The organism is Bacillus sp. FSL K6-1338, assembly GCF_038006965.1.
Classification (GTDB): Bacteria; Bacillota; Bacilli; order Bacillales; family Bacillaceae_G; genus Bacillus_A; species Bacillus_A thuringiensis_S.
This window is the reverse complement of record NZ_JBBOWI010000003.1, coordinates 16,261-41,772: the sequence shown is the minus strand read 5'-3', so window position 1 is coordinate 41,772 and position 25,512 is coordinate 16,261. Positions and strand designations below refer to the sequence as shown.

The following is a 25,512-nucleotide window of genomic DNA, read 5'->3' as shown; positions in this document are numbered from 1 at the left end:
TAATATATAGAAAATATAGGGGGATTAATAATTATGCGCCTATACATATTAGAAATTACTACAGAACATAAAATCAGTTTTATTAATGCGACATCAATAGAAAAGGCCATAGAAGCATTTAAAAGGATATATAAACATTATGAAGAGCAAGTACCATTTTACGTTAGAGAGATACATCCGAGTGAAAAAATCATAATGGATACAATAAGCGGTGAAATACATTGCATAGGAGACAATAGCGTTCTAAAGAAATGTTTGGAGAATCTTATGCACTTATATACTCCAATTGATTGGGTTCCTACACTTGTACTATATCAAGATATAAAAACTGATCCGATTTCATTTACTATACATAAAGGATGCCTTATAAAAGGAAGCCCTGAATATAATGAGATTGGGATGGATGTTTGGGAAAATATTCTCCAGGTAGCATTAGATGACCATGGAGAGTTTTGGAATGCTCTAAAAGGATTTTTACGGATTGAAATATTTTCTATTTTTGAGTTGGAGGAAGTACTGAAAATATAAGAGAAGAGAAGATCATAATGAAATTTAAAGAACTTATTAAATACATAGAAAAGAATAAGAAGTAACACTTTAATGAAATAATTAAAACTAATAAAAATGTAATTAAAGAAATAAATACAAAGGCAGCTAAGAAAAATTAAATCACAAAAGGCGTATTCATAAATGAAATACGCCTTTTGTGATTTAAAATATATTCTAATCATTTATTTCTGTTTTAATTCGCGATATGATGCTTTATAAACAAAAACCAATTCTCGTTCTATTTAATTAATATAAAATATGAGTTTACACTATACTTAAAAAAAGGTTGTGATGATATTTTCTTTAAAGTGTAGGCGGGACATTTTATTTAACCTCTAGGTCAAGAAAGAAATAATTACTAATAACAAAATTGTTTTATAACCAAATCAGCAACATTTTCAATTACTATCTCCCATTCATCATTACTATCGAAACTTAATATAGCCGGTACTAGTAAATTTAGGTTTGTATCTTTTTTTCCATGTACTCTACTGTTACGATACTCATATAATTTTTTTGCGAATTCTTTCTTATCGCCTTTACTACTTATTAAGCCCTTTGAAAATGCTGCATCTATTATAGGCTCTAAATGGTTTATTTTTTTTAAAAGAACTTCTAATAAGACGTCCTCATTTGTTTTATAAACTTTTGTTATTTCTTTAAGAACTTTGTCCATGTCTTCATTCTGGTTATAGTCGAGAATTAAAGATTTAAATTCATCTTTTCTATTGATTAAAAAGAAATATTCTAGTACTTTATAAAAACTTAAAAAATCACCTTTTAATTTCCCTTCATTGTAAAAAGCTAATGCTTCAGTATACTTACCCAAGCTGAAGTTCTTAACAAATTCACTCTCATCTACATCCTCGATTTGATTCCAACTATCATAGTAATAAGAATATTGATAAATATGTGGATAATCACCGTCGTACTCTGAAGGAGAATACTTGTACAAATAGTACAATGCATTTTGAAGATAATCTTCCAGCAAATCTTTTTTTACATTTTTTAATTTAATAGTGTAGTAATTATCCCACTCAAAGTGCTTATCCATTGATATATGATTAAACATCAATTTAAATGTTTCGCTTGCGATGCCAATCTCAAATTCAACATCATCGATTTTAAAATTTAATACTGGTGTTTCTGAATAGCTCCCTAGTTGAAATTCTAATTCTAATTTAGAATATTGAAAAAAATACTCAGCATAGTTGTTAGCATAAAAACCCTTATCATTAGAATACTTTATTTTTTTATTGTCCAGTTCATAATTATAATTCTTAAAACAAGATTCTAATCCGTACCATTCATATCCTTTAGTTATAGACTTCTCTGGCGTGATAAGGTTTTCTCGTGTTATAACTATTTTATTATGAGATTTTTTTTCTTCTAAAATAAAGATGTCATCATCATATTTTAAAACACTAAAAAGTTCTTCTTCGATCCAATGTTGATAATAATCCCCTAACAGTCTAAATGTATCTATATTTGTTCTACTCATTATTTCAATCTCCTTTTGCTGTATCGTTTTAAACATGTTTGAGTTGAATTTGTTCGAAATATTGATAATATCTTTTTAAAGATATCTTAGTTTTGAACCCCATCCTGCTTACCAATTTATCTTCTGATATTCCTAGATTAATAAGACGAATAATGAATGTATTTCGCATTTGCTGCGCCGAGATACGTCTATTCAATCCTGCACGTTTCACTTCAAGTCGTATCATCTTTTGTATAGCAACTTCAGACAAAGCCTTTGGTGCATCATTTTCGTACACCCATCGATACGTACCTCGATTAAAATCAAATGCCACAAATAGGGGATTATCTGTGTGTTGTCTAGGTCTTACAGGTTCCGGAATAGTGGTGTAATATTTATAAAGCTGCTGCGTATCTTCCATAGTTAAAGAAACAGACCTAGTTGCTCCATTTTCCTCAGGTATCATTAATATATTTCTAGCAAACTGTATATGGCTCATATTAAGCGATACAAGCTCTTGTAAAGACAAACCATAGTTTACTATTAAATTAATTATACAAGCGTTTCTATCCATGATTAAAGGCCGATATTGCGCTTGTCTTTCCGTTAATCCCTTTATTGATAGAACAGTTTGCTTTAAAAGCTTTTCTTCCATTTCGTTAATAAAATCATTATCATTTAGTGATTGATCCGGAATTAAAGAGAGATTAATACCATCCAACGGACTAACTATACCTAAAAACATGTGTAACTTCTTTAAAACAACCCATATTCTGTGTCTTGTTTTCTGAGAATATTTACGTTTGTCTTCTAACTCTGAGAAATACATCTGATAGTCTGCTTCAGAAAGTTCATTCCATGATTTGATATGAAAAAGTATTTCATTTACTTCTAACCACTTAAAAAAATCCTTAATATCGTATGCATAACGTTGAATTGTAGAATGTTTTCGTCCTTTTTCATTTAAATACGCTGAAAAAGCCTCTAATGTTTTCTCTAAACAAATTGTTTCGTTCATAATAATCACCTAATTTCTTAGGATATATTATAACAGAAAATAAGTGAAAGACCTGCTACCGCCCTTTGCTACGCACGGTTGCTGGCATCTCCAAAACGCAAACGGACAAACAACCCTTTGCGTTTTGAAGATGTTGATTATTATCTATAAAGTAAATTAAATAGGGTTATCATAATACTCCAAAAAGGAATTACAAAAACTAATCCCCAAAATATTCCTTTGAAAAATCTAATCTCGTTATAGGTATCTATATCTAAGTAAGTCGTATCTTTAAGTACAGTCATGTTTAATCCTCCAAATATGAATTGTTTATTAAAATGAAAAAAGGACAAACCTCGCCCTGGTAGGGATACGTAGGTTTGTCCTTTTGTATGTGGGTAATGATATGTTTAATTACCATTATTATAACGGTATTTACAAATATTTTCAATTCTATATTATAAATAAATGAATATAAATAATTTACAAACGTTCAAGCCATTTGACAAACAGCTGCCCCTACTGCTGGGGCTACTACTATTAATTGATCTGCTACTTCAGTATATTTTTCGTTATTTATTTTGAAAATTGTTGCTACAAGAATGATCCCAGTACTAACTAATACAGTACAAGGTCCACCTACAGGTACTGCTGCTGGAGCAAATTGTTTGTATTCATTTAACATAAACTGTCCAACAACCCTAGGTGCAGGAATATCAAACATTCCTTGTGTCTGATGCATTTGGTAAGCCCAATAACCAAAACCAGCAGTATAACCTTTTAATGTCCATTCAGTAAAACTTTCAAAACTTATATCATGTTTTTCTAATTCCGTTTGACATTCGTCTAAAATATTTTTTAACACTTTTATTTCAGGATGAGCATTTTCTAAAATATCACCTAAACCTTTTATATCCTTTATATCCAACTTTTTTAATTGTTTTTTGGCTTCTTCTCCCAAATCTCCTAATGTTCCACCAATTTTAATATCATCAAAGGATGGCATTTTAATATCAAACTTTGACATTTTAAAACAACTCCTTTTATCAAGTTAATAAAGATATTATTCCCTTTAATATTTGTTATATTCTAAAGAAGAAAATTTATAGCACATTAGGAACTAATATTATTAAAATCTATTATAAATATATATCTTATATATTAAAAAGAATTAAAGATAAAACTATTATAGGTTATCAAAAATAGAGGGAAGATCTACTTCCACAAGGGAAAATCTGATGTTAGAACGTAAAAAATCATAAATAGTAGAAAATGTATCCGGAAATTCAATGATTATTAGACTATCAATTCTACAAAAAAACATAAAGAGAATCATATGTTTCTACATGAAATCGGAAAGAAATTGATACAAATCACTTTATATTTATCCAACTAAGAAAATAGGCTTTATTTTCTTAATTTTGTTAATACAGTAGTATCTAGTGTTCAATTATCCACATTTTATCCAGATTAGTGTGCTATTTGTTAACATTAATCAGTGTTTACACATAACTCACATTATTATTGATGATTTTTATTAGATAAATACAACAACATTAGTAATTACAATGATTTTAGAAAGATTATATACACATTGAACCATATTTGTCCGCATATCCACTATTTTTATAATTTTCCTTTTGATTTTTTGTAGGTATTATAAGATAGGTTTTAATAGATTAGAAGAATACTCCCTGGTGTTATGTGGAGAGTTATATATTGCTAGAATCGAATTTGTATAGAATTGCATAAAAAATGACTCCATTTTATATGAAGTCCTGTCGATTTGGTATTTATAAGTAGAGTAGTAGAAATGGATTACTAATCAAACAAACACGAATAGCCCTCTATTTTCGATTTTTTCAAAAATAGAGAGCTCATTACTATTATTATATTTCCATTGCGTTTAGCACCTGATCTGGAGATGTTATTGTTACTCCAGATCGTACTAAACGTTCGAAGGTACGCATAAACTCTAGTAAATTAAACTGCTTTGGTAGTTCAATAACACGAAGTTTTTCTTGTGGCAGCTTATCAATTGCCTCGATAAACCATTCACGAACATCACTTGGAATCGTGCGTTCTTTATGGCCACGAACTTTTAGTTTTTCACGCATTTCAATTTCTAAAGCGAAATATGCATGGAGATTCACTCCCTGATCATATGCATATTTTCTAAATAACGTTTCTTCCTGGTATTTTAGATAATTACGGTGATAAGACTCTTCCGTCACAGGTACCGCAAACTTCTGCTTCAGTAGTGCATGCACATTCTTAAACATCTTCTTAATGTTATGAAGAGAGTACATAGAATAATGTAGACCAAAATTAAAGACAGCTTGCTCACGGTCACTATTTCTCTCTTTTGGTATGTGCTGCGCAATAAGAGGATAGATACCTTCTTTCGCTGCTGTATCAAGAATTTGATATTGAGATGTCTGATGCAATAGTTTTTTCAATGTATATACAATTTTCGTTGGATATCCTTCTTTTCGATCAACCATATCACGAAGCCCACGAATGACACTGCGAATTTGACGATGACAAGTATGTTTTAAGACATGAATGAACTTATTCATGTCTGCAGACAGTTCACCGATATTCATCTCTTGTAGGACTGCTTCGATAAATTTCGCTTTTCGAGCATAGGTAGCTTTTGGTGTAAATGGATCCCTATGTTGTTCTTCTCCAGCTTCTTTCGAACATAAGAAGTCTGAATGGATAGACAGATATAATGTCGTATATCGTTTTGTATGCTTTACACCTTTTTGCATTTTGCAAATTTTGAATAGGGGATTCCCCGTACATGGTAATGCAGTTGTTAATTCCTCGATAACCGCACGAATCTGATGCGGATATTTTTTATGTAAGAAACGATACATCCCACCGAAGTGAGTTTTGTTTCCTCTTTCGTCCTGCTTGTCCAAAGAACGCTTTAATGTTGTTTCCGTATGTTGTTGCATCGCAATGTCTAAGAATAATTTCTTAGCTGCTACAGATAGTTTAAAGAAAGCCTTTGTAAATACAACAGGACTAATATATACGTACGGATTTGCTTTTTCTGTTTCCTCATTCAGAAAATGAGTCAGTTTGATTGTATATCGGCCATCTAAGCCATTTTCAATAGAGATAATGTTATGTAAGCTTAACTTTTTCAAAGCGATATAGAATTGAGAATGCTGAATGTATGCAAGCTCTTCTTTATATTGCTTGTAATCTTCCCACATCATATGTATTGTTACATTTGGAATGACACCATTTGTATAGCATTTTTTATGTAAGTACAAGAATACTTCAAGATCTGCATTCGTAATACCGTATAATTTATGTTTTCTTCCGGTTTTTTCTGCAATTGCAGACATTGCGCGACGTGAAAAAGATGGCTTGACTTTTTCGACAAAGCCTTCTACGTCAGCAATACGTTCTTCGTATGTCATGTGCTGCAGAATATCTTCTAAATATGTATCTTTATAGCTGTAGTATTTCTCCTCAAAAGTTTCCACAAACTTTTGCCAAGATTTTAGTGTTACTAACACAGCATTGGTTGTTTTCCCATTTAAGCTACGTTGATTTCGTATTACAAATGATTTCCCCATCTTTTTCACCTCCGTTCTACAAATTCAGAAATATATGCCAAAATACTATAAAATATACCAATTTTGATTATAGCAAAATGAATTTTGTAAAAACGTGCCCTTTAAGAGAGCTTTTGAAAAGAGGAAACACAAGCTAAACCCTTGAGCTACAAGGCTTCAAAAAAAAGTTATAAAAAATTTTATGTGCAACTTTTGTGAAAATATGTTTCCTGTTTTAATACTAGAGGAAACAGGGAAATGATAATAAACATTGATATAATCGCATTTTGTATTCATTGTTCTTTAGTTACGCGCGCGACTTGAGAAAAATGTTTCCTGTTTTCCTGTTTTTTACGCGCGTGACTTGGGAAAAAAATAGAGTTTATTTATGTTTTGAAAAAATGATTATATGATTGAACCCTTGAAATAAAGGGGTTTTTGCGATGTTTCTAAAAAAAATACGCGCACGACTTGGGAAAAGTGTTTCCTGTTTTGTATTTTAAGAAGAAATTTGTTTCCAAAAAGTAGTTTGTTTGGTTGATGTTGTTTCCTCTTTTTTTCATTAGACGCGCAGCTTGGGAAAAATGTTTCCTCCGAAAAAAGAAGAAACAATACAAATTGAATCTGAAAAGTTAGCAAGGTATGATTAAATATAAGAAGAAAAATATAATAGTTGATTTTATATATAACATTTATCTGGAGGGTAATAATGGCTCGGAGAACAGAAGAAATTAATCGAGATTTAATAGATAAAGGATTATTTTTCAGTTTAAATAAAGCTCAACTTGCACGTCACTATATAAGTAATGATCTTGAGACTGATGTATTTAATTTAGATATAGAGAAAGTTTTGGGGATAATTGGTGAACAATATGAATTGGAAGATTTAGCAGATGAAGAAGAGGGAATTTATCATTTAGTAGCCCACGAAATAATGGGGATTAAAAAAGATATTGAGCCATATCAAGCCTTTAACCAAGAGGTTTTTCAAGTCATGAAGGATTTGAAAACAATAGATCTCATGATAAAGGAGTTTAGAATACAGAAAGAACTTGAGAGTAATAACAAGTATACAAAGAGAAAATATGAATATTTAGTAGAAAAGCTTAATTTTGCTAAAGAAGAAATTTGTAATTATATCACAGAAGGCATGAATAATTACGTATATAAAAAGGTTAAAGCCTATAAACAAACCCCTATCAATTTCGGAAAAGAAATTGATTTTAAGAAAAATCTAAAAGTTCCATATCCTTTCAGGGGTAATGAAGATGATTATAAGATGTCCGTTTTTGATGGATTGAAATATAAATTGAAATTTATGTCTTCATGTGAAAAAGCTGAAATTAAAATTCTATACAGTGAAGATAAACTGGAATTTAATAAACGCATAGATAGTTATATAAGTTCTAATAAAATTGAAGAAGAAATTTTATTAATTATAAAGGGAAATCACATTTTAAGTAAAAGGAGCATGCTCGAAAAGGCGATAGATATCTATAAGGATGGACAAATGGAATTATTTTGCCAAATTATACCTCTTCAAATTGAAGGGATAATATATGATTATTGTATTGAGTTAGGGATAACAAGATCAGATATAGATAGTGGTTCGATAACTAAGAAAGTAGAGAAAATTGTAAGCAAAGATAAAAGTTTTAAATGTCATGAATACTTTAAGTATGAATTTAATGAATTAAGAAATAAAGCTGCACATGGTAGGTTACATGAAGGCGTAAATTATAATGATACAGCTAATATGTTAATTTTAGACTTAATGTATTTATGTGAATTTGTAAATAGCTCTAATGCAACAGTTATTAATACAATGAGAAATCTGGTGAAAGAAATAGAAAAAAGTAAAGTAGAGAATGATCATATCTATGCAGACTTTCTAGCACTTGAATTTATGAATTTATACATTAATAATCCACTACCTTCTTTTTATAATTCAAACACAGAAATAGCAAAAATACTCGAATATGTCCATAGTGATAGTTTATTAGGTACTATACGTCTTCGTACGATGCTGCCAGCGTTATTTTCAAAAGAAGAAATAAATAATATGAAAAACATTTTAATATATTTAAAAAAAAATCAAGATGATTTAAAAGAAGAGTGCATTTGTTTATTGAAAGAACTTTCGGAAACAAATAAATAAAGAATTTATCAACTACATATTTATGTATATTGGAGGAAATATGGATCAATTAAAACAATTGTTTCAAAGTACATTATTAGTGGCATATCCACTATTTCAAAATGTAAAAAATAACGAGCGCATCTTCCACAAATGGAAAGGGCTTTGTACATTAATTAATAGTGACGTAGCTTATATAGATGATCCTATGTATACATCTGCTTCCTTTAAAAAACTAGCAAATTGGATATCGTATAAGGAATCCAAAGGTGTTGGTATTATGGAAATTGTTGCCCAGATAGAGGGGTACCGACCTGAAGTATATGAATTACTTGCTAACGAAATTGAAAATGAATTTGAAATTCTTTTAGTAAAACAAAAACAAGTAAATAAACATACAGAGAATCAGCAGAATTACATTGAACATAGTAGTGCCGGTTTTATGTATCATTTAACTGATACAATCGCAAAAAATAACTTTACAGAAGACAAGGAATTAAATGCACATATTGCTGAGCTACCAGATAAGAATAATAGTCTTGTAGTAGTATCATCACGCTTTAATGATGGAGATATGAAATTAAGGGGCGCAGAGGAGTTAAATAGATGGAATACATTAGTTGATTCTACATTTGTTGACCGAGTAATGGATGATTTAACTGCAGATTGTCTAGATATTGTAACTGAAATCTGGGTGAAGTCCACAAATACTGAAAATAGCTCAGTACATATAGGCTATGAAGAGATATTAGAAATGTGTAACATGAAGCAGGTGAAAAATGGTAAGTCTTATTATCGAAAAGAGGACCGTTTAAAAATTATGGAGCGTTTAGCTGCACTTGCAACGATTTTTATATATGTAAACGAAGACAATGAAATCGTTATATTAAATGATGATGAGAACCCTAGTGAATCACTTGCTTATAAAAAACAACGTGTACGAAGGCTATTTGTAATGGATGAGGTTGTATTTGCTAAAGATATTGAGACTGACGAAATGCTTGGTATTGAAAGTATGAATGTAGCACCAGGGACGTTTTTATCTAAGTACTTATTTGGATCGGAAAAATTGACTGGTTTATTATCGAAAAAGGCACTTGAATACAATAGTAAACAGCAACGATATCATAAAAGGTTGACCAGGTATTTAAGTTGGAGATGGCGAATTCAGCAGGCTTATCAGCATTTAGTACACCCTTATTCAATTGGTGGTCCAAAAGGTCTTCTAAGTGTTATGGGGGTAAGTATGAATCAAAATCCTGCTAGAATAAGGAGTGTATTCGAAAAGACATTAGATGACTTAATGCGAGATGAAGTAATAAAGGATTGGCAGTACCAAACACCGATTGATGAGGGGAAATGTTCAGGGCGTAACTGGCTTGAAAATTATTGGTTAAACCTTAAAGTAACGGTTACACCTACTGATGAGTTAGTATCGTTACAGCAAGAGCTTTTACAAAAGAAAAAAATAACTCCTAAGAATAAATTGATGGAAACACTGGTAAAAGACCCAGTAATAGAAGTACAGGATATGGAGACAGAAGAAATTCAAACACCTCAATTAGAACTGCAACAGGTAAATAGGGATATTAATTGGTATCAGCAGAAGATTCTCCAATATAAAGAAGAAAATAAGTGTAGTTTAAGAGATATTGCAAAAGAAATAGAGATATCACCATCTAATCTTTCAAAGCTGTTAACAGGCAAAAGAAAAAGATTAAGTGAAGAAACACATAATAAGTTAGATAAATGGATTGAGCGTCAAGAGGTAGTTAATCTGTTATAAATTTTGGTTTAATATAATTAATAAAGAGTTATTGGAAACAAACGAACAAAGTATGTTTCCAATAGCTCTTTTTTTGATTATCTAGTTACATCGATTAAAAATAGTATTTTTATAAAAATCATAATGTATTTATTAATTCGTCAAATGTAATTTTTATTTCTCCCTTAACAGATTCACACACCTGTTAAAAATTTCGCAAGAGGATGAGAAAATAGCATTATTTAAATCAGTACTATCCCCTAGAAGATATTTCTCTTTAACATTAACCCAAGTTTTAAGGGAACATACTGCTCTATAAGTTCTATGGTGAGCGATATCATTTATGTCACCAGCAAATATATTACCATTTTTTCTCGGTCATTTGGTGTTGCTTGTTTAGATCGATAAGTAAGCAACAAGGGGAAATGGTTGCTTATTCTAGATACAAGGAATATAAGTTGATAGTAATTTGTAAATAAATAGTAAAACTATAAATAGACTAGTATAAATGCTTAGTAGCAATTGATATAATTGCATTAGAAGCAATTAGGAGGAAAATTATTGGAAAAGTAAGCAGCGGGCACCATTAGTGAATGTGAATGAGATGGAAGAAAGGTCACTAATCATTGAAGAGAATCCATTAAATATACTAAATCAAGAAATTCCTAATAGTATCGAGTTCTATAATGAAAAAATGAACATGTAAAAAGATAAGAATAATAAGAGTATTCGTGAGTTAGCAAAAGAAATTGACATTTCGTATTCAACGTTTTTAAGAATGTTATCTGGTGAAAAAAGGTTAAATAATAATACGAAAGTTAAACTTGATAAGAGGATTGAGAGACAAGAGGTTATGAATTTATTTTAGGAAAAGGTTGTTTTATGGAGGCGATTTATAATTGAAAAAAGATGTTGAAAAATTCTTTCAAGATAATTTAACGATGTATCCCCATTTAAAAGCTATTCGAGACAGACTCTGGATGAAAGATGGTAAAAGTAGGGTGTCAGTGATGATTGGGGCAGGATTTAGCTTAAATGCAAAAAAAGTAGAATCTTCATTTGAAGGTATGGCTCTTTGGTCCGATTTAAAAACGCGTCTAATACAAGATTTACCCCATCATTCAAATATTGAGAAAAAAGATGTATTAGCAATTAGCCAAATATTTGTTGAAGAATATGGAAGGACGAGTCTGGATGAAATTTTAAAAGAAGCTATCCCTGATGATAATTATGAACCAGATAGTATTCATCATGACTTATTGAAGCTTCCATGGGCGGATGTTTATACTACGAATTATGATACTTTATTAGAACGTGCTAAAAAAAGAGTCTATGAGCGAAACTATCAGGTTATTTATGATGTTAATGATATCCCAAGCTCTGTACAACCACGTATAGTGAAGTTACATGGAAGTTTTCCAGCGCATAGACCTTTTATATTTACAAAAACGGATTATGAAGATTATCAACAATATTTTAGACCATTTGTAAACATGGTCCAGCAATCTATTATGGAAACTACGTTTGTATTGATTGGTTTTTCCGGAGATGATCCCAATTTTGAGAGATGGACAACTTGGGTAAAAGATAATTTAGGTGATCATATGCCAAAAATTTATATGATAGATTGTGATGGACAGGATCAAGTCAGATTACAAAAACTTGCAAAAAAAGGAATTACTTTAATTGATTTTAAAGAAATATATGGAGAATTAGAAAACCCATATCCTACTATGTTTACAGATATATTTGAATATCTTACTTACAAAAATAAACAAGAGAAAACAAAGTGGCCATATGAAAGTTATAATAATATCGAAAACTTTAAAGTAAACCGAGAAACATATCCTAATTGGATTGTTATGCCAACTGATATAAGAAAGAAATATGTATCAGTCATTCAGGAGCAGATAACAATTCTTTTGAATTCATCAATAAATATAGTTGATTATTTAGAAGAGATATTATGGTGTTGTGAAAAATTCTATATTCCTATAAATTTTAATGATTTTTCAATTAAACTAGGGGTCTTAATAGATGAATTAGACGAGAGTAATGAACAATACATTCCATTGCTACTTCGACTATTAAAAGAAGAAAGACTTAAATTTAATAATCTTGGTTTCTTAAAGTATCAAGAAATATTAGAAAAGCTCAACTTAAACAAGAAACAAAGCCATAATTTAAAATATGAAAAAATACTATACGCTTTAAATAGTGATGTTCAAGTCATAGAAAAAATGATGAATGAATGGGATGTGGAAAAAACTGAGATAGAATGGGGTATAAAAAAGGCAATTATTTATGTCAGGATTCACAAAAATGCTAAAGCTAATCAATTGTTGATTGAGTATTTACAAACGATTAGAAATTTACTTGCTATAAAACCCGATGATTATCGATTAATGTCATTAGAAAGTATAGTGTTGCATCACTTAAAGAATAAAGGGAAAGAAGATAGGTTTAGATTTCTAAATAGTAAAAATTGTGATACAGGAAAAGAGTATGAACAATCAGCTATTTCGGTAATGGAATGCGGAAAAGCAAATGAAAAAGTAAGGTATGATGGATTTGATCCTGGAATAGAAAGAATTAAAACTACATATTCTATATTGATAGATAAAGCATTATTAAATTCATTTGCTGTCATGCAGATGCAAGAAACTTTAATGCTACCTACAATTAATAATTCTGATCTAGAGTTAGCTATAAGAAACTTAGAAAAGCATTATCCGACATATTGTCAAATTAAAAAGATACAAACTATAGATTCTGAAGGCATAATTAACGTGTTTTCAAGAGAATTTGTGTATTCAATGGAAAAATCTAATCTTGATATCATAATTAGTTATTTGATGAATTCAGTTTTCAATAAATCTCATAGTAGGTTAGATGTAAGTATTGAATTGGAGGTTATTTCTAGGATTTACTTCATTTTACCAAGTAAAGAAAAAGAAAATATAGATGTGAGCTTAATAGAATTGATTAAGAAAAAAGGAACATTAAAATCAAAAGAACTTAATTTAATGAACAGGTTTTTAATAAGGTTAATCGTATCAAAAAACATTGTTCAATCTGAATCTTTTTGTAAAATGTTGATTCAGAGTAATATTATTAGTCTAGAAAATGATGATAAGGTAGTAATGGGGAATGTGTTCCTTAAATATATTATAGAAGGTCTTGAAGAACAGAGTAAATTATGTCAATTTAAGTTGTCACAAACCCAGATTGAAAAGCTATTTAATAAATTAAAAGATGATGAAGATCATGATGTAGCATTTCTTAAAATAATTGCCATTGCTCGAACTAAAAAATTACCTCAAGAATTTTATAATAAGCTGTTAACCTATATAAAAGAGTATCCAAGAAAACAAAGTACTAGATTAAAGTGTGCTATGATGGAAACCGTTAGCTTATTTCAAAAACCTCAATTAATAGATGTACCTCAATTTATGATAAAAGAAATACCTGAGTTTTATAAATCAGGCATGCTTATTGGAAGTAAAGATTTAGAAACATATTTTAAGGAATTATATCGAGTTTTTCCTAGTAACTTTATAGATAAAAATGAAAATGAGCCAAATGGAGGGACATATACAAAGTGGTTAGAAAAATTTTATTATTGGTGGGAAAACCAAAAGCAAGGATTTAAAGCAATAGAACACGATAAGGAGTATAGGTATTATCATAGTGTAAACAATTTAGAACTGTTAGTTTATATTTTGGGAGATAATATTTTGGGAACTGTTCCTAAAAAATTTTTAGTTGAAAGTGATTTAATTAAAATAAGGGAAATATTTTTAGATATTATGGAAATAAGAAAAGATTTGTCATTTTATTTAATCCCTTGTTTAGAAAGGTTAGATATTAATGGTGAGTATGATATTGATTATTTAATCGATAGGCTGAATGATAAAAAAATTAATTGTGCAAATGCTGCAATGCAAGCATTATATCATTGTTTATTATCAAATGAGAATAAGAAAATTAATGTAGATCCAATTCGGATTAAAACTGAAATATTTCAGTTAATAAAATATGGTTCAGTGGATATTGTAAGTATGGCAATTGACATAGTAATAGAAATCGCAAAATCAATTCCTACATTTTTTGAAAATAGTGATTATGAGATACTGATTAAATACAGTAATTGTTATTTAACATCATTAATTGAAGATGTAGAATTCTTAACACGCAGTGATCTCGATTTATTAGCTAGATATGCAAACTTAGTAACTTACATTTGTAACAATAAGCCTAAGGTTGTTGGTGAGCAATTTAATGAGTGGAAAAAGTATATAAGGAATAATCATTTACCTGAAGTAAGGGTTTGTGCAGACTTCCTTGAGGATACAATAAAAATAAATCTATTATAAGATAAATTGTTAGCAATAAAATAGATAAAAAAGAGCCATATTAATATGGCTCTTTTTTATGTCATGTCCATGCTTCCTGGGAAAAGATATCTTTTAAATGATAACTATAAAAAAATAGTTAACTCGTTAAAAATGGTATATATTAACATTTGTTAGGGGAAACTATTCAGGAAGCGTTTTGATGTGCCAGCTTATGTTAAAAACAGTATATTACAAGACATCCACTCGCTCTCTTATATTAATGAAAGTGAGGAAAAAATATTATGCCTTGGAATAGTAGAATTATTGATTCTGAAATACTTGCTGTACATGCTGCTTTAGTGCCTTCAGGTGAGGAAGGTCAAGTAATTTTGTTTGGCGGTGATGAACATTGGCCTGATCAACAAGAATCGATAGAAGGAGAAAAGTTTAAAAAAACTCGAATTTATGATGTTAAGTCACAAAGTATTCTTCAAATAAATGTACCTTCACCTGATTCTGATGTGTTTTGTAGCCACCATGCTTTTACATCCGACGGTCGTCTCCTCATAGCCGGTGGAACAGCTAAATGGCCAGAAAGTGACATCCATGGACATAATCTTGACTTCCTAGGTCACCGGCGATGCTGGTTATATAACGCACATGAACGGAAATGGGTTGAAGCTGCTCAGTTGAATAAAAACCCAGACCAACCTGATGAAGAATCGAGCGGCGGACGTTGGTATCCAGGTCTTGTAACATTAGGGAATGGTGAAGTCATAGCCTTTTTTGGGCATCCAATGCAAAAAGATTTTCGCCACCGTAACACATTGCCTGAGAGATACAATATAACAAGCAATAGTTGGACTAACCTACCAAATGATAAATTGATGGCGTATCCAATAGTACCTGGAGTTAATGGTGTACGCTTTCTATACTATCCTCGAGCATTCCTTTTACCTAATGGAAGGATCTTTTTTGCTACTCCTATGCCAGTTAATTTTTCTACAATTGAAGAAGAAAGGAACTCTGGTCCTTATTTTAGTACCCAATACAACCCTGACACGGGAAATTATGAGGGTCATAAAATTACTGAACCCAGTCTCGGCGGATACTTAGATTGGAGCAGGCCAGCTGTGTTGCTTCCCTTACTTCCAGAGGAGGATTACCGGCCACGTGTACTCTTCTGCGGTGACACTACACCAATAAAAATCGATCTTGGAGTTTCAACACCACAATGGCAAGATACAGCTCCGCGTGCAGATAGTGTCAGAAATCTAACACGCGTGTATAGTAACGCAGTGATACTACCTAATGGGGAAGTTTGCCTTGTAGGTGGAGTAAATGTAGTTTCACCAGAAGAACCCGTTCTTCAAACTGAGATATACAATCCAGGTATTAATTGGGAGACGGGTTCTTACTCGGATTCCGAATCTTGGTCGGTGAAAGAAGCTGCAGTACACACACGAAATTATCACTCAACTGCTTTGCTACTTCCGAACGGAAAAGTATGGGTAGCTGGTGGTAACGTAGACGCTAATTCCGGAAATCCCGATATTGTCGGTGTCAAAAGAATTGAACTGTACGAACCAGATTACATAAATGTACCTTCTCGAGTCAAAATCAATCAAGCTCCTACATTCTTAATATATAACGAATCCTTTGAAATTTTACTTGATCAGTCTGCAACTAATATTCAACGTGTTGCTCTTATCCGTAACGGTTCAGTTACACATTCAACGAACAACGATCAAAGATACGTAGGTTTAGAAATAAGTGGGAGGAACGGAAATACGTTGCAAGTAAAAGTACCACCACATGGGAATGTAGCTCCTCCTGGTTACTATATGCTTTGGGTGATTGATGTCAATGGAAATCCATGTCAGAAAGCGAAATTCATCCGATTAACTCAACTCAGTTGCACAGTTATCACAGATCGTAGCACTTTCTCTGAAGAAGAAGTAAAATCGTTAGGTGGGAATGGACAAGCTATATTTACAAATGCACTGTATTTCTATATAGACGGTCTCATTCACACTGAAATTAAGGAAAACCCATCGTTTATACTCAGCTGGGATGATTCCAATGATCCGATACCAGCTGAGAATCTTACGTTAGTTCCTGGAGGTAGGTTGCTTGAAACTGATCCTGGTCATCCGGATATTCCACAGCGGGTCACGTATCCATTCCATGTAAGATTTAATAATATGAATTTGTTTAGCACTTTTACCGATAGGAGAAAGGTTAGAGTTAGCTTTACAATTGGAAATCAAACTTGCACTCAAACACTAGATCTTACGAAGGCACCAAATCCGTATATGATTGATGTTGATCCAGCAAGGAATAATCCGCATTGGCTCAGTACAGATGTACGTGTGTTCAAAGCTACTGAAGGAGATATTAAATTCGGAGATATCATACTCGGCGATCTCTTACTAGGAAATGATCCCGATGCACCCTACCAATTTATAAAAAAGGTGCTCGACAAGTTCAATAGTACACCAAACAATGGGTCTCACCCATTTAATTCTATTGACCCTGTTGGAGCTTCAAGGTTAGAACTTGCAACTAAGGGTGAGGGATTGTTTGGACCGTTTTTTCCAAAAGCAGTATACAACTTTGCAGTTGCCAGAGTACGTTACCGAGCCAATACTACTGTAGCACAGAAGGTTAAGGTATTTTTCCGTATGTTCAATACTGTAGGTACATCACTGGAATACGACAAGAATACAATTTACAGGCAGCATAATAACACTGTACCATTACTAGGTAGTTTGGGTGATGAGATTGTTAGCATACCTTTCTTTCTAAGCGAACGAGTGGAGACGGTTCAGGGGGCCCCAGGAGCAACCTCTATGATTTATCAGACTCTTGATCCCATTTATGAGGTTAAAGATATTACGCCTACCCCAGGAACTGAAGTAACGATGTATTTTGGTTGTTGGCTCGATATCAACCAAACTCGAAAGCGATTTCCAATTAATCGGGGCAATACTGATGGGCCATGGCCTGAAGCTTCTTGCAGAAGTATTATGGAATTGATGCGTGGTAGACATATGTGTCTCATAGCAGAAGTTGCTTTTGATCCTGATCCGACTAATCCGGGTGAAACGCCTGGTAGTAGTGATAATCTCTCTCAACGAAATCTAGCTATTATAGACTCGGATAACCCTGGTGGACCGGATTCTCACACTGCTGTACACACTTTTGAAGTGAAACCATCCGATGAAAAGATGATTAAACGTGGTTATCCAGATGAATTGTTATTCCGTTGGTACAATCTACCAAAAGAGAGTGAAGTTACTCTTTACTTTTCGAATATTGATACCACTGATATTATACAACTTTCAAGCAAAAGAAAAAGCCAAGCTTCATTTACTGTAGTGAATAAGCATACTATCCGGTTTAAAGTTGCTGATGCCTCTTGGCTGTCACTTCCTAGCGGTAGTTTGCAAAATATTCCGGTATTGTTAAGTATTAAGTTACCGGATAATATTACCTATGGTCAGAATTTCCGGATTAGTGTTCATCAGGTGAGTGGATTAATTAATCGGAAAATAATAGGTGCATTTGAGTTCACTATACCAGTTAGTAAAGCAGAACTTATCCTAGATGAAGAGAGACGTACTCTTTCGGTAATGAAGTATATTGCCGGTACCATTCCATCTGACAACAGATGGTATCCTATTTTCAAGCGCTACCTTCATTTCCTTTCTGAGAAGGTAAATGCGTTAGGTGGCGATGCCGATGCTATATACCCTAATCCTGACGGATCAGGAGAACCATATAAGCCCGAAGTGGAACGGGAAAAGGGCTGTGAAGAACATTTTTGTCAATTGATTGAGTGTCTACTAAAAAGTGAAGTACTGGATAAGTTTTTGGCTAATCACAACATTGACCCAGATGCATTTAAAAAGTGTATTTTGAGTTATTGTGATAAACGACTTTCATAGAGTCCAGAGATACTTTAATAAGAAATGTAATAATGTTCAACTTCACATCAGCAACAAGTTAAGAATAAATTCATCTAAAACACAATACGCTAGCTGTGTTCTAAAGACATAGTAGAGGATGTAATGAAAATGATTGAACGTATCGAAGCCACTGATAATCAGTAAGCTAAACTAGAGGAGAATCCATTTTGATCATTCTTTTTTCAAAATGGATTCTTTTTATTTAACGTAAAACTTTGGATTGCAAGGTGTTTTGTACAAACCTTATTGCAAAGCTACAATAGATGATGGACAATTATTATAAATAAGGGGAAAGATAAACTAAATATATGTAATGAAGCAGAAGAATTAGATACTAAAGATTGGAGAAAAGATCTAGATGAACGATAAGGTTACATTGAAACAAAAAATATTAAAATATCGTCTTACAAATCTGGAATTGCAGAAATATACCGAAAGAATTCTCAGTATATTATTTATAGCCGCTTTTTTATTTGCTATAGAAGGGTTTTTAGATGAAAAAGTAATATCTATACCAATGGATTTAAACACGATTTATGGCTATATGAAAAGTTATGTATTTATTCTCCCTACATTTTTTGTAATAGCATTATTTTTTATTTATGTGCTAATTAAGAAGAAATATATAAGCAGAATAATAAATTATCCCATTTTTACTTTTAATTTTGATACATTTATGATTGGTATTCTTTTAAGTTGTATACTCTACATGCTGTCAGTAAAGTTTGGTTTTTTAAAAGGTGACCTAACTGATCGTTTGGGAACAGCGGGATGGATAGTATATTATTTTTATTTCATAGTTTTGTTAGTTAGAAATAGAAATTTATACATAAAAAATAGTAAAGTTGATTCGAAAAATCTATCCTTCCTTGCAGATAATGCAATAAAAATGGAAGGGGAGGACGAATTAGAGCGTACTGGTTTTGTAAACGGATTAGTAACGAGAATTAGTTCTTGGAAAGAAACAGAGAGTATTGTAATCGGATTATACGGTGAATGGGGAACAGGAAAAACTTCAGTATTAAATTTAATGAAAACCAAATTTGAAGAAGATAAGAATAATGTCATTATTTCATTTAATCCATGGTATTTTAAAGATGAAGAGCAACTTATATTGCAATTTTTCAATAAATTTATAGCTGGAATAGAAGAAAATTTTTCGGGGCAAAAAAGTAAATTAATATCAAATATCAAAAATTATTCACAAATGATAACATCTGTTACATTAAGAATGGGAGTATTCAATTTTTCATTTAAAGACTTTATTGCGGCTAATAAGAATGATAATGATATACAAAAATTGAAAGATATTATTGAGAATCAACTTGAAAAAGAAAACAAAAAAATAATTGTATATATTGATGATTTGGATCGTTTGGATGACGAAGAGATTCATTCAGTTTTTAAGCTGGTAAAATTAATAGCTGACTTTAGACATACAACATATATTTTGGCTTTTGACGAGGAGATAGTCGAGAATGTATTGTCAACAAAATATAGTGGCAAAAAGGCGAGTGAGATTGGAACATCATTTTTAGAAAAAATTATTCAAGTACCGTTATATTTGCCACCAGCGGATTCTGAGGATATAAGAAGGATAATTTTCCGAGGATTTAAGAATGTCCTTAATGAAAATCAGATATTTCTATCTGATGAAGAATTAAGAAGGTTTAATGAGGTTTGGAGTAAATCCCTTGGTATTTTACCATTGACAATAAGAGCAGCAAAAAGACATCAAAATTCAATCGTTTTTTCCTTGCCTTTACTTAAAGATGAAGTTAATGTTGTAGACTTGTTTTATATAGAGGGCATTCGTGTGTTTTATCCGGATGTCTATAAGTTTATATATAGAAATGCAAAAGCATTTTTATATGCGGGTAAAAACCTCGGTTTTAGCGGAAAAAATACAATACATGATGAATATAAAGAGGCATTGAAAGAGTTATTTGAAAAACTTCCTTCTACAGAAAAGAATATAGTCATTTCTATTTTAAAAGCACTATTTCCGAGAAGTGAATATTTAATTACAGGTCAGAATGTTTATGGTGGTGAATGGGATAAAACTTGGTCCGTGGAGAGAAGAATTTGTTCTGAGTTTTATTTTGAAAAATATTTTGTTTACTCAGTACGAAATGGACTCATATCTGATGTGAAATTTAATTCCTTATTAGATGAGTTGAAAAATGAGAATGTTGATGAAGCTGTTAGCAAGCTTAAAGATATGATTATCATTAATGATATGGTTAATACAGATGCCCTTGGTAAATTTCTCGTAATAATTGATGCAAACTTAACACTAGGGAAATTGGAAGCAAAACAATCAGAAAACCTGATATATTGTCTTGCAAGAATTGAGAAGATAATTCCGAATCATTTTTATCAAATGTTTAGTATTCGTTCAAGGATTGCAATAACAATGTGGCATCTTTTACAATTACAACCCAAAGATGAAGCTGAAATTGTAATTACAAGAGCAATGAATATTGCGGAATCACTAATGTTTTGTGTTGATATATTAAGATGGATTGTACCATCTGAAGAGGTGCAAAGAGATTTCTTTACCCGTGATGAATTTCAAAGAATAGCTACAGTTGTTATAGAGAAAATAAAAACAGAAATGCAAAATGAAAGTTTTTTAGATACTTATGAAACGGGTTCATCAACACTTCTAAATAGTATTTTGAGATGGGGAAATAGCAATGATAAAACTGAATTACGTTTAAAAATAAAAGAGTGGATAAAAGAACCAAATGGGGCAGAAAAATTAATATTAGGATTTTCTAAATTAATTTCCACTTCAAACATAAAAAAACCTATAATTATAGAGTTTGATATGGACTCGTATAACGCAATAAAAAATAATGTGAATCCTCAGGAAATAGCTGATATTTTAATAGATAAATATCAGGAGAATCCTTCTGAAATAAATATTCATGATGGTAAAACAGATTATGAGCAGGTTGCATTAGAATTTTTAAAATTACATCAAAATATCAAGGATACGCAATCATAAATCTTTTTACAGTGTAATTATAAATCATTAAGGTTTTTTAGTTTGTTGATACCTTTTTTGGACGGATGTTTTTTCGTGTATGAAAAGATACTTTAAGATAAGCAAGATAGTCAGAAGAGTTGGATTCTATTTGCTATTACTTTGGCCCCAGTTATATAAAATGGTGCTATCCTTTTCATGTTTTTAGGGTCTGTTGAAAAGTTAAATTTCAAATTAAGGTCGAACATATTCTGTAAAAGAATGAATTGATTTAGAAAGTCCTTTAATTTTTTAGGTGCGAATGTATAGCAAACATAAAATTCCTAGAACTTTCGCACCTAGAATTTTCATAATGTATGATGGGAATTTATGATTTTTATAAAAATTACTTTATTAAATAAAAATATTTGTATACTTTTGAATAGAATTAAAGTATTTGTGCTTGATTTTGAACACAAATCGGTGTCGCACCTCATATAGGTGCGTGGATTGAAATATCGAGTTTTCGCTCGATGAAGCTACCGCCTTTAGTCGCACCTCATATAGGTGCGTGGATTGAAATTCAATATGTTTCCCTATCTTTTTCGGAATTAGTGTCGCACCTCATATAGGTGTGTGGATTGAAATTACCTCGGGTTTATATTTATCTGGAACGTTCATAGTCGCACCTTATATGGGTGCGTGGATTGAAATACAACCCTTCCACTTCTTGGCTTGGCTGCCAAACGTCGCACCTTAAATAGGTGCGTGGATTGAAATATCGTGTTCGGGGCTGTTAGTTGCTCGAATGGTAGTCGCACCTTAAGTAGGTGCATGGATTGAAATTACTCCATATGCTGATGAATACGATCTATCTAAGTCGCACCTCATATAGGTGCGTGGATTGAAATTCTGCTAGGATTAGTACTGACATGTTTTTACTTCGTCGCGCCTTATATAGGTGCGTGGATTGAAATTGAACAGAGCAAGAAACGTGCTGAAACGAACACATGTCGCACCTTATATAGGTGCATGGATTGAAATAAGTACTGGAAGAAGAACAAAAAGGATGATAAGGTGTCGCACCCTATATAGGTGCGTGGATTGAAATATGGTTGATATGAAACCAAAAGTTACACCATTCCAGTCGCACCTATATAAGGTGCGCAGATTGAAAGTAGTAATGCTCTGGCTTTAAAACGCACTGTAGATGTAGATACTCAACTGGAAGTATCTACATCTACAGTATCTAACAAACATGTAAAAAATATAAAATGGAGGGAGATTGAATGACCTACATTGCTCATATACGCGAGAGTGACAGGCAAGTACAAACAGTCGAAGAGCATTTATTAGGAGTAAAAGAACTAGCTGAAACCTATGGAGAAAAAATCGGTATAAAACATTTAGCTGGTTTAGCAGGTATGCTCCATGATATGGGTAAATACACCAATGAGTTTAAAGAATATATATTGGAAGCAGTAAATAATCCTAATTCTCCACCTAAAAGGGGGAGTGTTGACCATTCAACTGCAGGGGGGAAATTGTTATATCAATTATTCCATACAGAAAATATGATTCCTTACAAAGGGATAATATCTGAGATAGTGGGAAATGCCATTATATCTCACCACGGATACCTTCAAGATTTTTTAAATCCAGATTTAGAATCGCCCTATTTAAATAGAGTACGAGATAAGCAATTAAAAGGATTTGATGTTACACAACAATTCTTTTTTAAACATGTCATGAAAGAGAAAGATTTTCATGAGTATGTTAACAAAGCTACTGTAGAACTAGAAAGTTTTCTACTTAAAGAATCCCCAGAAAATGCTGAAAAACAATTAATGTTTTTAACTAAATTCATCTTTAGTACATTAATTGATGCCGATAGAACAAACACCCGATTATTTGAAGAAGAAAAAATTGTAGAATCCGTAATAAATGCTGATGAGCTATTTGAGAAATACTACGAGAGACTCATGACAAAAATCAATTCATTCAAAAAACAGCAGAATGCAAATACCCCTATTAACATGTTGAGAGCAGACATGTCAGATCAGTGTGATCAGTTCGCTGAGAGGCCATCAGGAATATATACGTTATCTATTCCAACTGGTGGTGGTAAAACATTAGCAAGCTTAAGATATGCACTAAAACATGCAAAAACCCATAATAAAAAAAGAATTATTTATGTTGTACCTTTTACAACAATTATTGAGCAAAATGCGGAAGAGGTGCGAAGAATATTAGAGGATGAAGAAAATATTTTAGAACATCATTCAAATATAGTTGAAGAAGTGAATGATCATGATGAAAATGAAGACGGTATGGCTAGCATACAACAAAAATTAAAGTTAGCTAAAGATAATTGGGATTCTCCTATTATTTTTACAACCATGGTTCAGTTTCTAAATGTGTTTTACGCAAAGGGAAACAGAAATACTAGAAGACTCCATAATTTAAGTGAGGCAATTATTATTTTTGATGAAGTGCAAAAAGTTCCTGTTTCATGTGTTTCATTATTTAATCAAGCATTGAATTTTTTAAAAATATATACTCGTTCCAGTATAGTCCTCTGCACTGCTACTCAACCTGCTTTGGACTTTGTAGAACAAAAATTAGACATAAATACGGATGCTGAAATGATTAATAACCTCGATCATGTAATTGAAGCATTTAAAAGAGTAGAAATCATTGATCAAGCAACTAATGAAATCTTTAATAAAGATAAACTCAAAACATTTATACATACAAAAATAGAGGAAGTACAAAGTATCCTCATTGTTCTAAATACAAAATCAGTTGTGAGAGATTTATATACACAATTACAGAGTCAAGGATTAAATGTTCCTATTTATCATTTAAGCACAACAATGTGTGCAGCACATAGACATAAAATTTTAGAAGAAGTTAGAGAATGCCATAAGGAAGGAAGAAAGATCATTTGCATCAGCACACAGTTAATCGAAGCAGGTGTAGATGTAAGTTTTGAGTGTGTTGTTCGTTCTTTATCAGGGTTAGATTCTATAGCACAAGCTGCAGGAAGATGTAATCGCCACGGTGAAAAGGGCATACAGAATGTCTATGTGATTGATTATGAAGAGGAAAGCTTAAGTCATTTAAAGGAAATTAAAATTGGAAAGAAAATAACTAAGAAAATCCTTATGGACTTAAAACATAACGATAAAATACATGGAGGACATATTTTATCAAGAGAGGCAATGAAGAGGTATTTTAAAGAATATTATAGAGAATTTGAATCCGATCTAGATTATTTTATTCCAAAACTAAAAAAGAACATGACTGAGTTATTATCCGTACCAAGAATAGAAAATAGCTATCGTCGAGCATATATTCATAAACATGATAAAAAAGATATTCCATTATTTATTATAAATAGCTACCAGACAGCGGCCAAACATTTTAACGTCATTGATGATCTAACCACTTCAGTTATTGTCCCATATGAAGAAGGAAAGGATATTATCGCAGAATTAAATAGCAATAACTCCATTGAGGATTTGAGTCGATTATTACGAAAGGCACAGCAGTATACAGTTAACGTATTCAACTATGAAAAAGAAAAATTGATAATAAATGATGGACTCGTATACTATCTTGATGGGAAAATTCTAGCCTTGAAGGAAAGTGCTTATAATGATGAATATGGTCTGAATGTGCTTAATGAGAGTGATTTTAAGACCGCTATATTTTAAACCCTATCTTT

General features: G+C 31.7%; 11 protein-coding genes, 1 pseudogene and 1 CRISPR repeat array. Of the genes and pseudogenes, 8 read left to right on the top strand and 4 right to left on the bottom strand.

The genetic code is table 11. From position 1 onward, the window contains the following. Nucleotides 1–33: 33 nt before the first annotated feature. The gene (locus tag NZ044_RS29530) at nt 34–528 is read left to right on the top strand and encodes a hypothetical protein (RefSeq protein WP_098349538.1); all 495 of its coding nucleotides are present in this window, start codon (nt 34–36) and stop codon (nt 526–528) included. 379 nt (nt 529–907) lie between these two features. Here NZ044_RS29530 and NZ044_RS29525 read toward each other — a convergent pair whose 3' ends face one another. From NZ044_RS29525 to NZ044_RS29510, 4 genes are all read right to left on the bottom strand, one after another. After that, on the bottom strand, nt 908–2,050 hold the full coding sequence (locus tag NZ044_RS29525; protein ID WP_098349539.1) for a hypothetical protein: 1,143 nt from the start codon (nt 2,048–2,050) through the stop codon (nt 908–910). Between the two features lie 28 nt (nt 2,051–2,078). Next, on the bottom strand, nt 2,079–3,047 hold the full coding sequence (locus tag NZ044_RS29520) for a tyrosine-type recombinase/integrase (RefSeq protein WP_098349540.1): 969 nt from the start codon (nt 3,045–3,047) through the stop codon (nt 2,079–2,081). Nucleotides 3,048–3,519: 472 nt separating this feature from the next. Then, on the bottom strand, nt 3,520–4,053 hold the full coding sequence (locus NZ044_RS29515; protein WP_098349541.1) for a hypothetical protein: 534 nt from the start codon (nt 4,051–4,053) through the stop codon (nt 3,520–3,522). An 862-nt stretch (nt 4,054–4,915) separates the two neighbouring features. Beyond that, entirely contained in the window at nt 4,916–6,622 is a 1,707-nt protein-coding gene (locus NZ044_RS29510) for a hypothetical protein (protein WP_340950235.1), read from the bottom strand. A 688-nt stretch (nt 6,623–7,310) separates the two neighbouring features. On the opposite strand from NZ044_RS29510, the gene NZ044_RS29505 reads away from it, so the two are divergent. The 7 genes and pseudogenes from NZ044_RS29505 to cas3 all read left to right on the top strand — a co-directional run bounded on the left by NZ044_RS29505 (nt 7,311) and on the right by cas3 (nt 25,501). Further along, nucleotides 7,311–8,759 carry a hypothetical protein gene (locus NZ044_RS29505; protein WP_340950233.1) on the top strand — a complete coding sequence of 483 codons (1,449 nt, stop codon included), beginning with the start codon at nt 7,311–7,313 and terminating at the stop codon, nt 8,757–8,759. A gap of 40 nt (nt 8,760–8,799) precedes the next feature. Next, complete coding sequence (locus tag NZ044_RS29500; RefSeq protein ID WP_098349524.1) at nt 8,800–10,524, top strand: helix-turn-helix domain-containing protein; 1,725 nt, start codon at nt 8,800–8,802, stop codon at nt 10,522–10,524. A 544-nt stretch (nt 10,525–11,068) separates the two neighbouring features. Then, nucleotides 11,069–11,371, top strand: a pseudogene (locus NZ044_RS29495) (helix-turn-helix domain-containing protein); the annotation flags it as partial. Between the two features lie 31 nt (nt 11,372–11,402). After that, on the top strand, nt 11,403–14,879 hold the full coding sequence (locus NZ044_RS29490; RefSeq protein WP_240525149.1) for an SIR2 family NAD-dependent protein deacylase: 3,477 nt from the start codon (nt 11,403–11,405) through the stop codon (nt 14,877–14,879). A gap of 263 nt (nt 14,880–15,142) precedes the next feature. Beyond that, a complete protein-coding gene (locus tag NZ044_RS29485; RefSeq protein WP_098349523.1) occupies nt 15,143–18,790 on the top strand; it encodes a galactose oxidase early set domain-containing protein in 3,648 nt (1,215 codons plus the stop codon). 379 nt (nt 18,791–19,169) lie between these two features. After that, the gene (locus NZ044_RS29480) at nt 19,170–21,824 is read left to right on the top strand and encodes a KAP family P-loop NTPase fold protein (protein WP_098349522.1); all 2,655 of its coding nucleotides are present in this window, start codon (nt 19,170–19,172) and stop codon (nt 21,822–21,824) included. Nucleotides 21,825–22,267: 443 nt separating this feature from the next. After that, nucleotides 22,268–22,893: direct repeats of the CRISPR family, unit length 32 nt; unit sequence GTCGCACCTCATATAGGTGCGTGGATTGAAAT. Nucleotides 22,894–23,071: 178 nt separating this feature from the next. Further along, nucleotides 23,072–25,501 carry a CRISPR-associated helicase Cas3' gene (gene cas3 / locus NZ044_RS29475; RefSeq protein ID WP_340950229.1) on the top strand — a complete coding sequence of 810 codons (2,430 nt, stop codon included), beginning with the start codon at nt 23,072–23,074 and terminating at the stop codon, nt 25,499–25,501. Nucleotides 25,502–25,512: the final 11 nt, after the last annotated feature.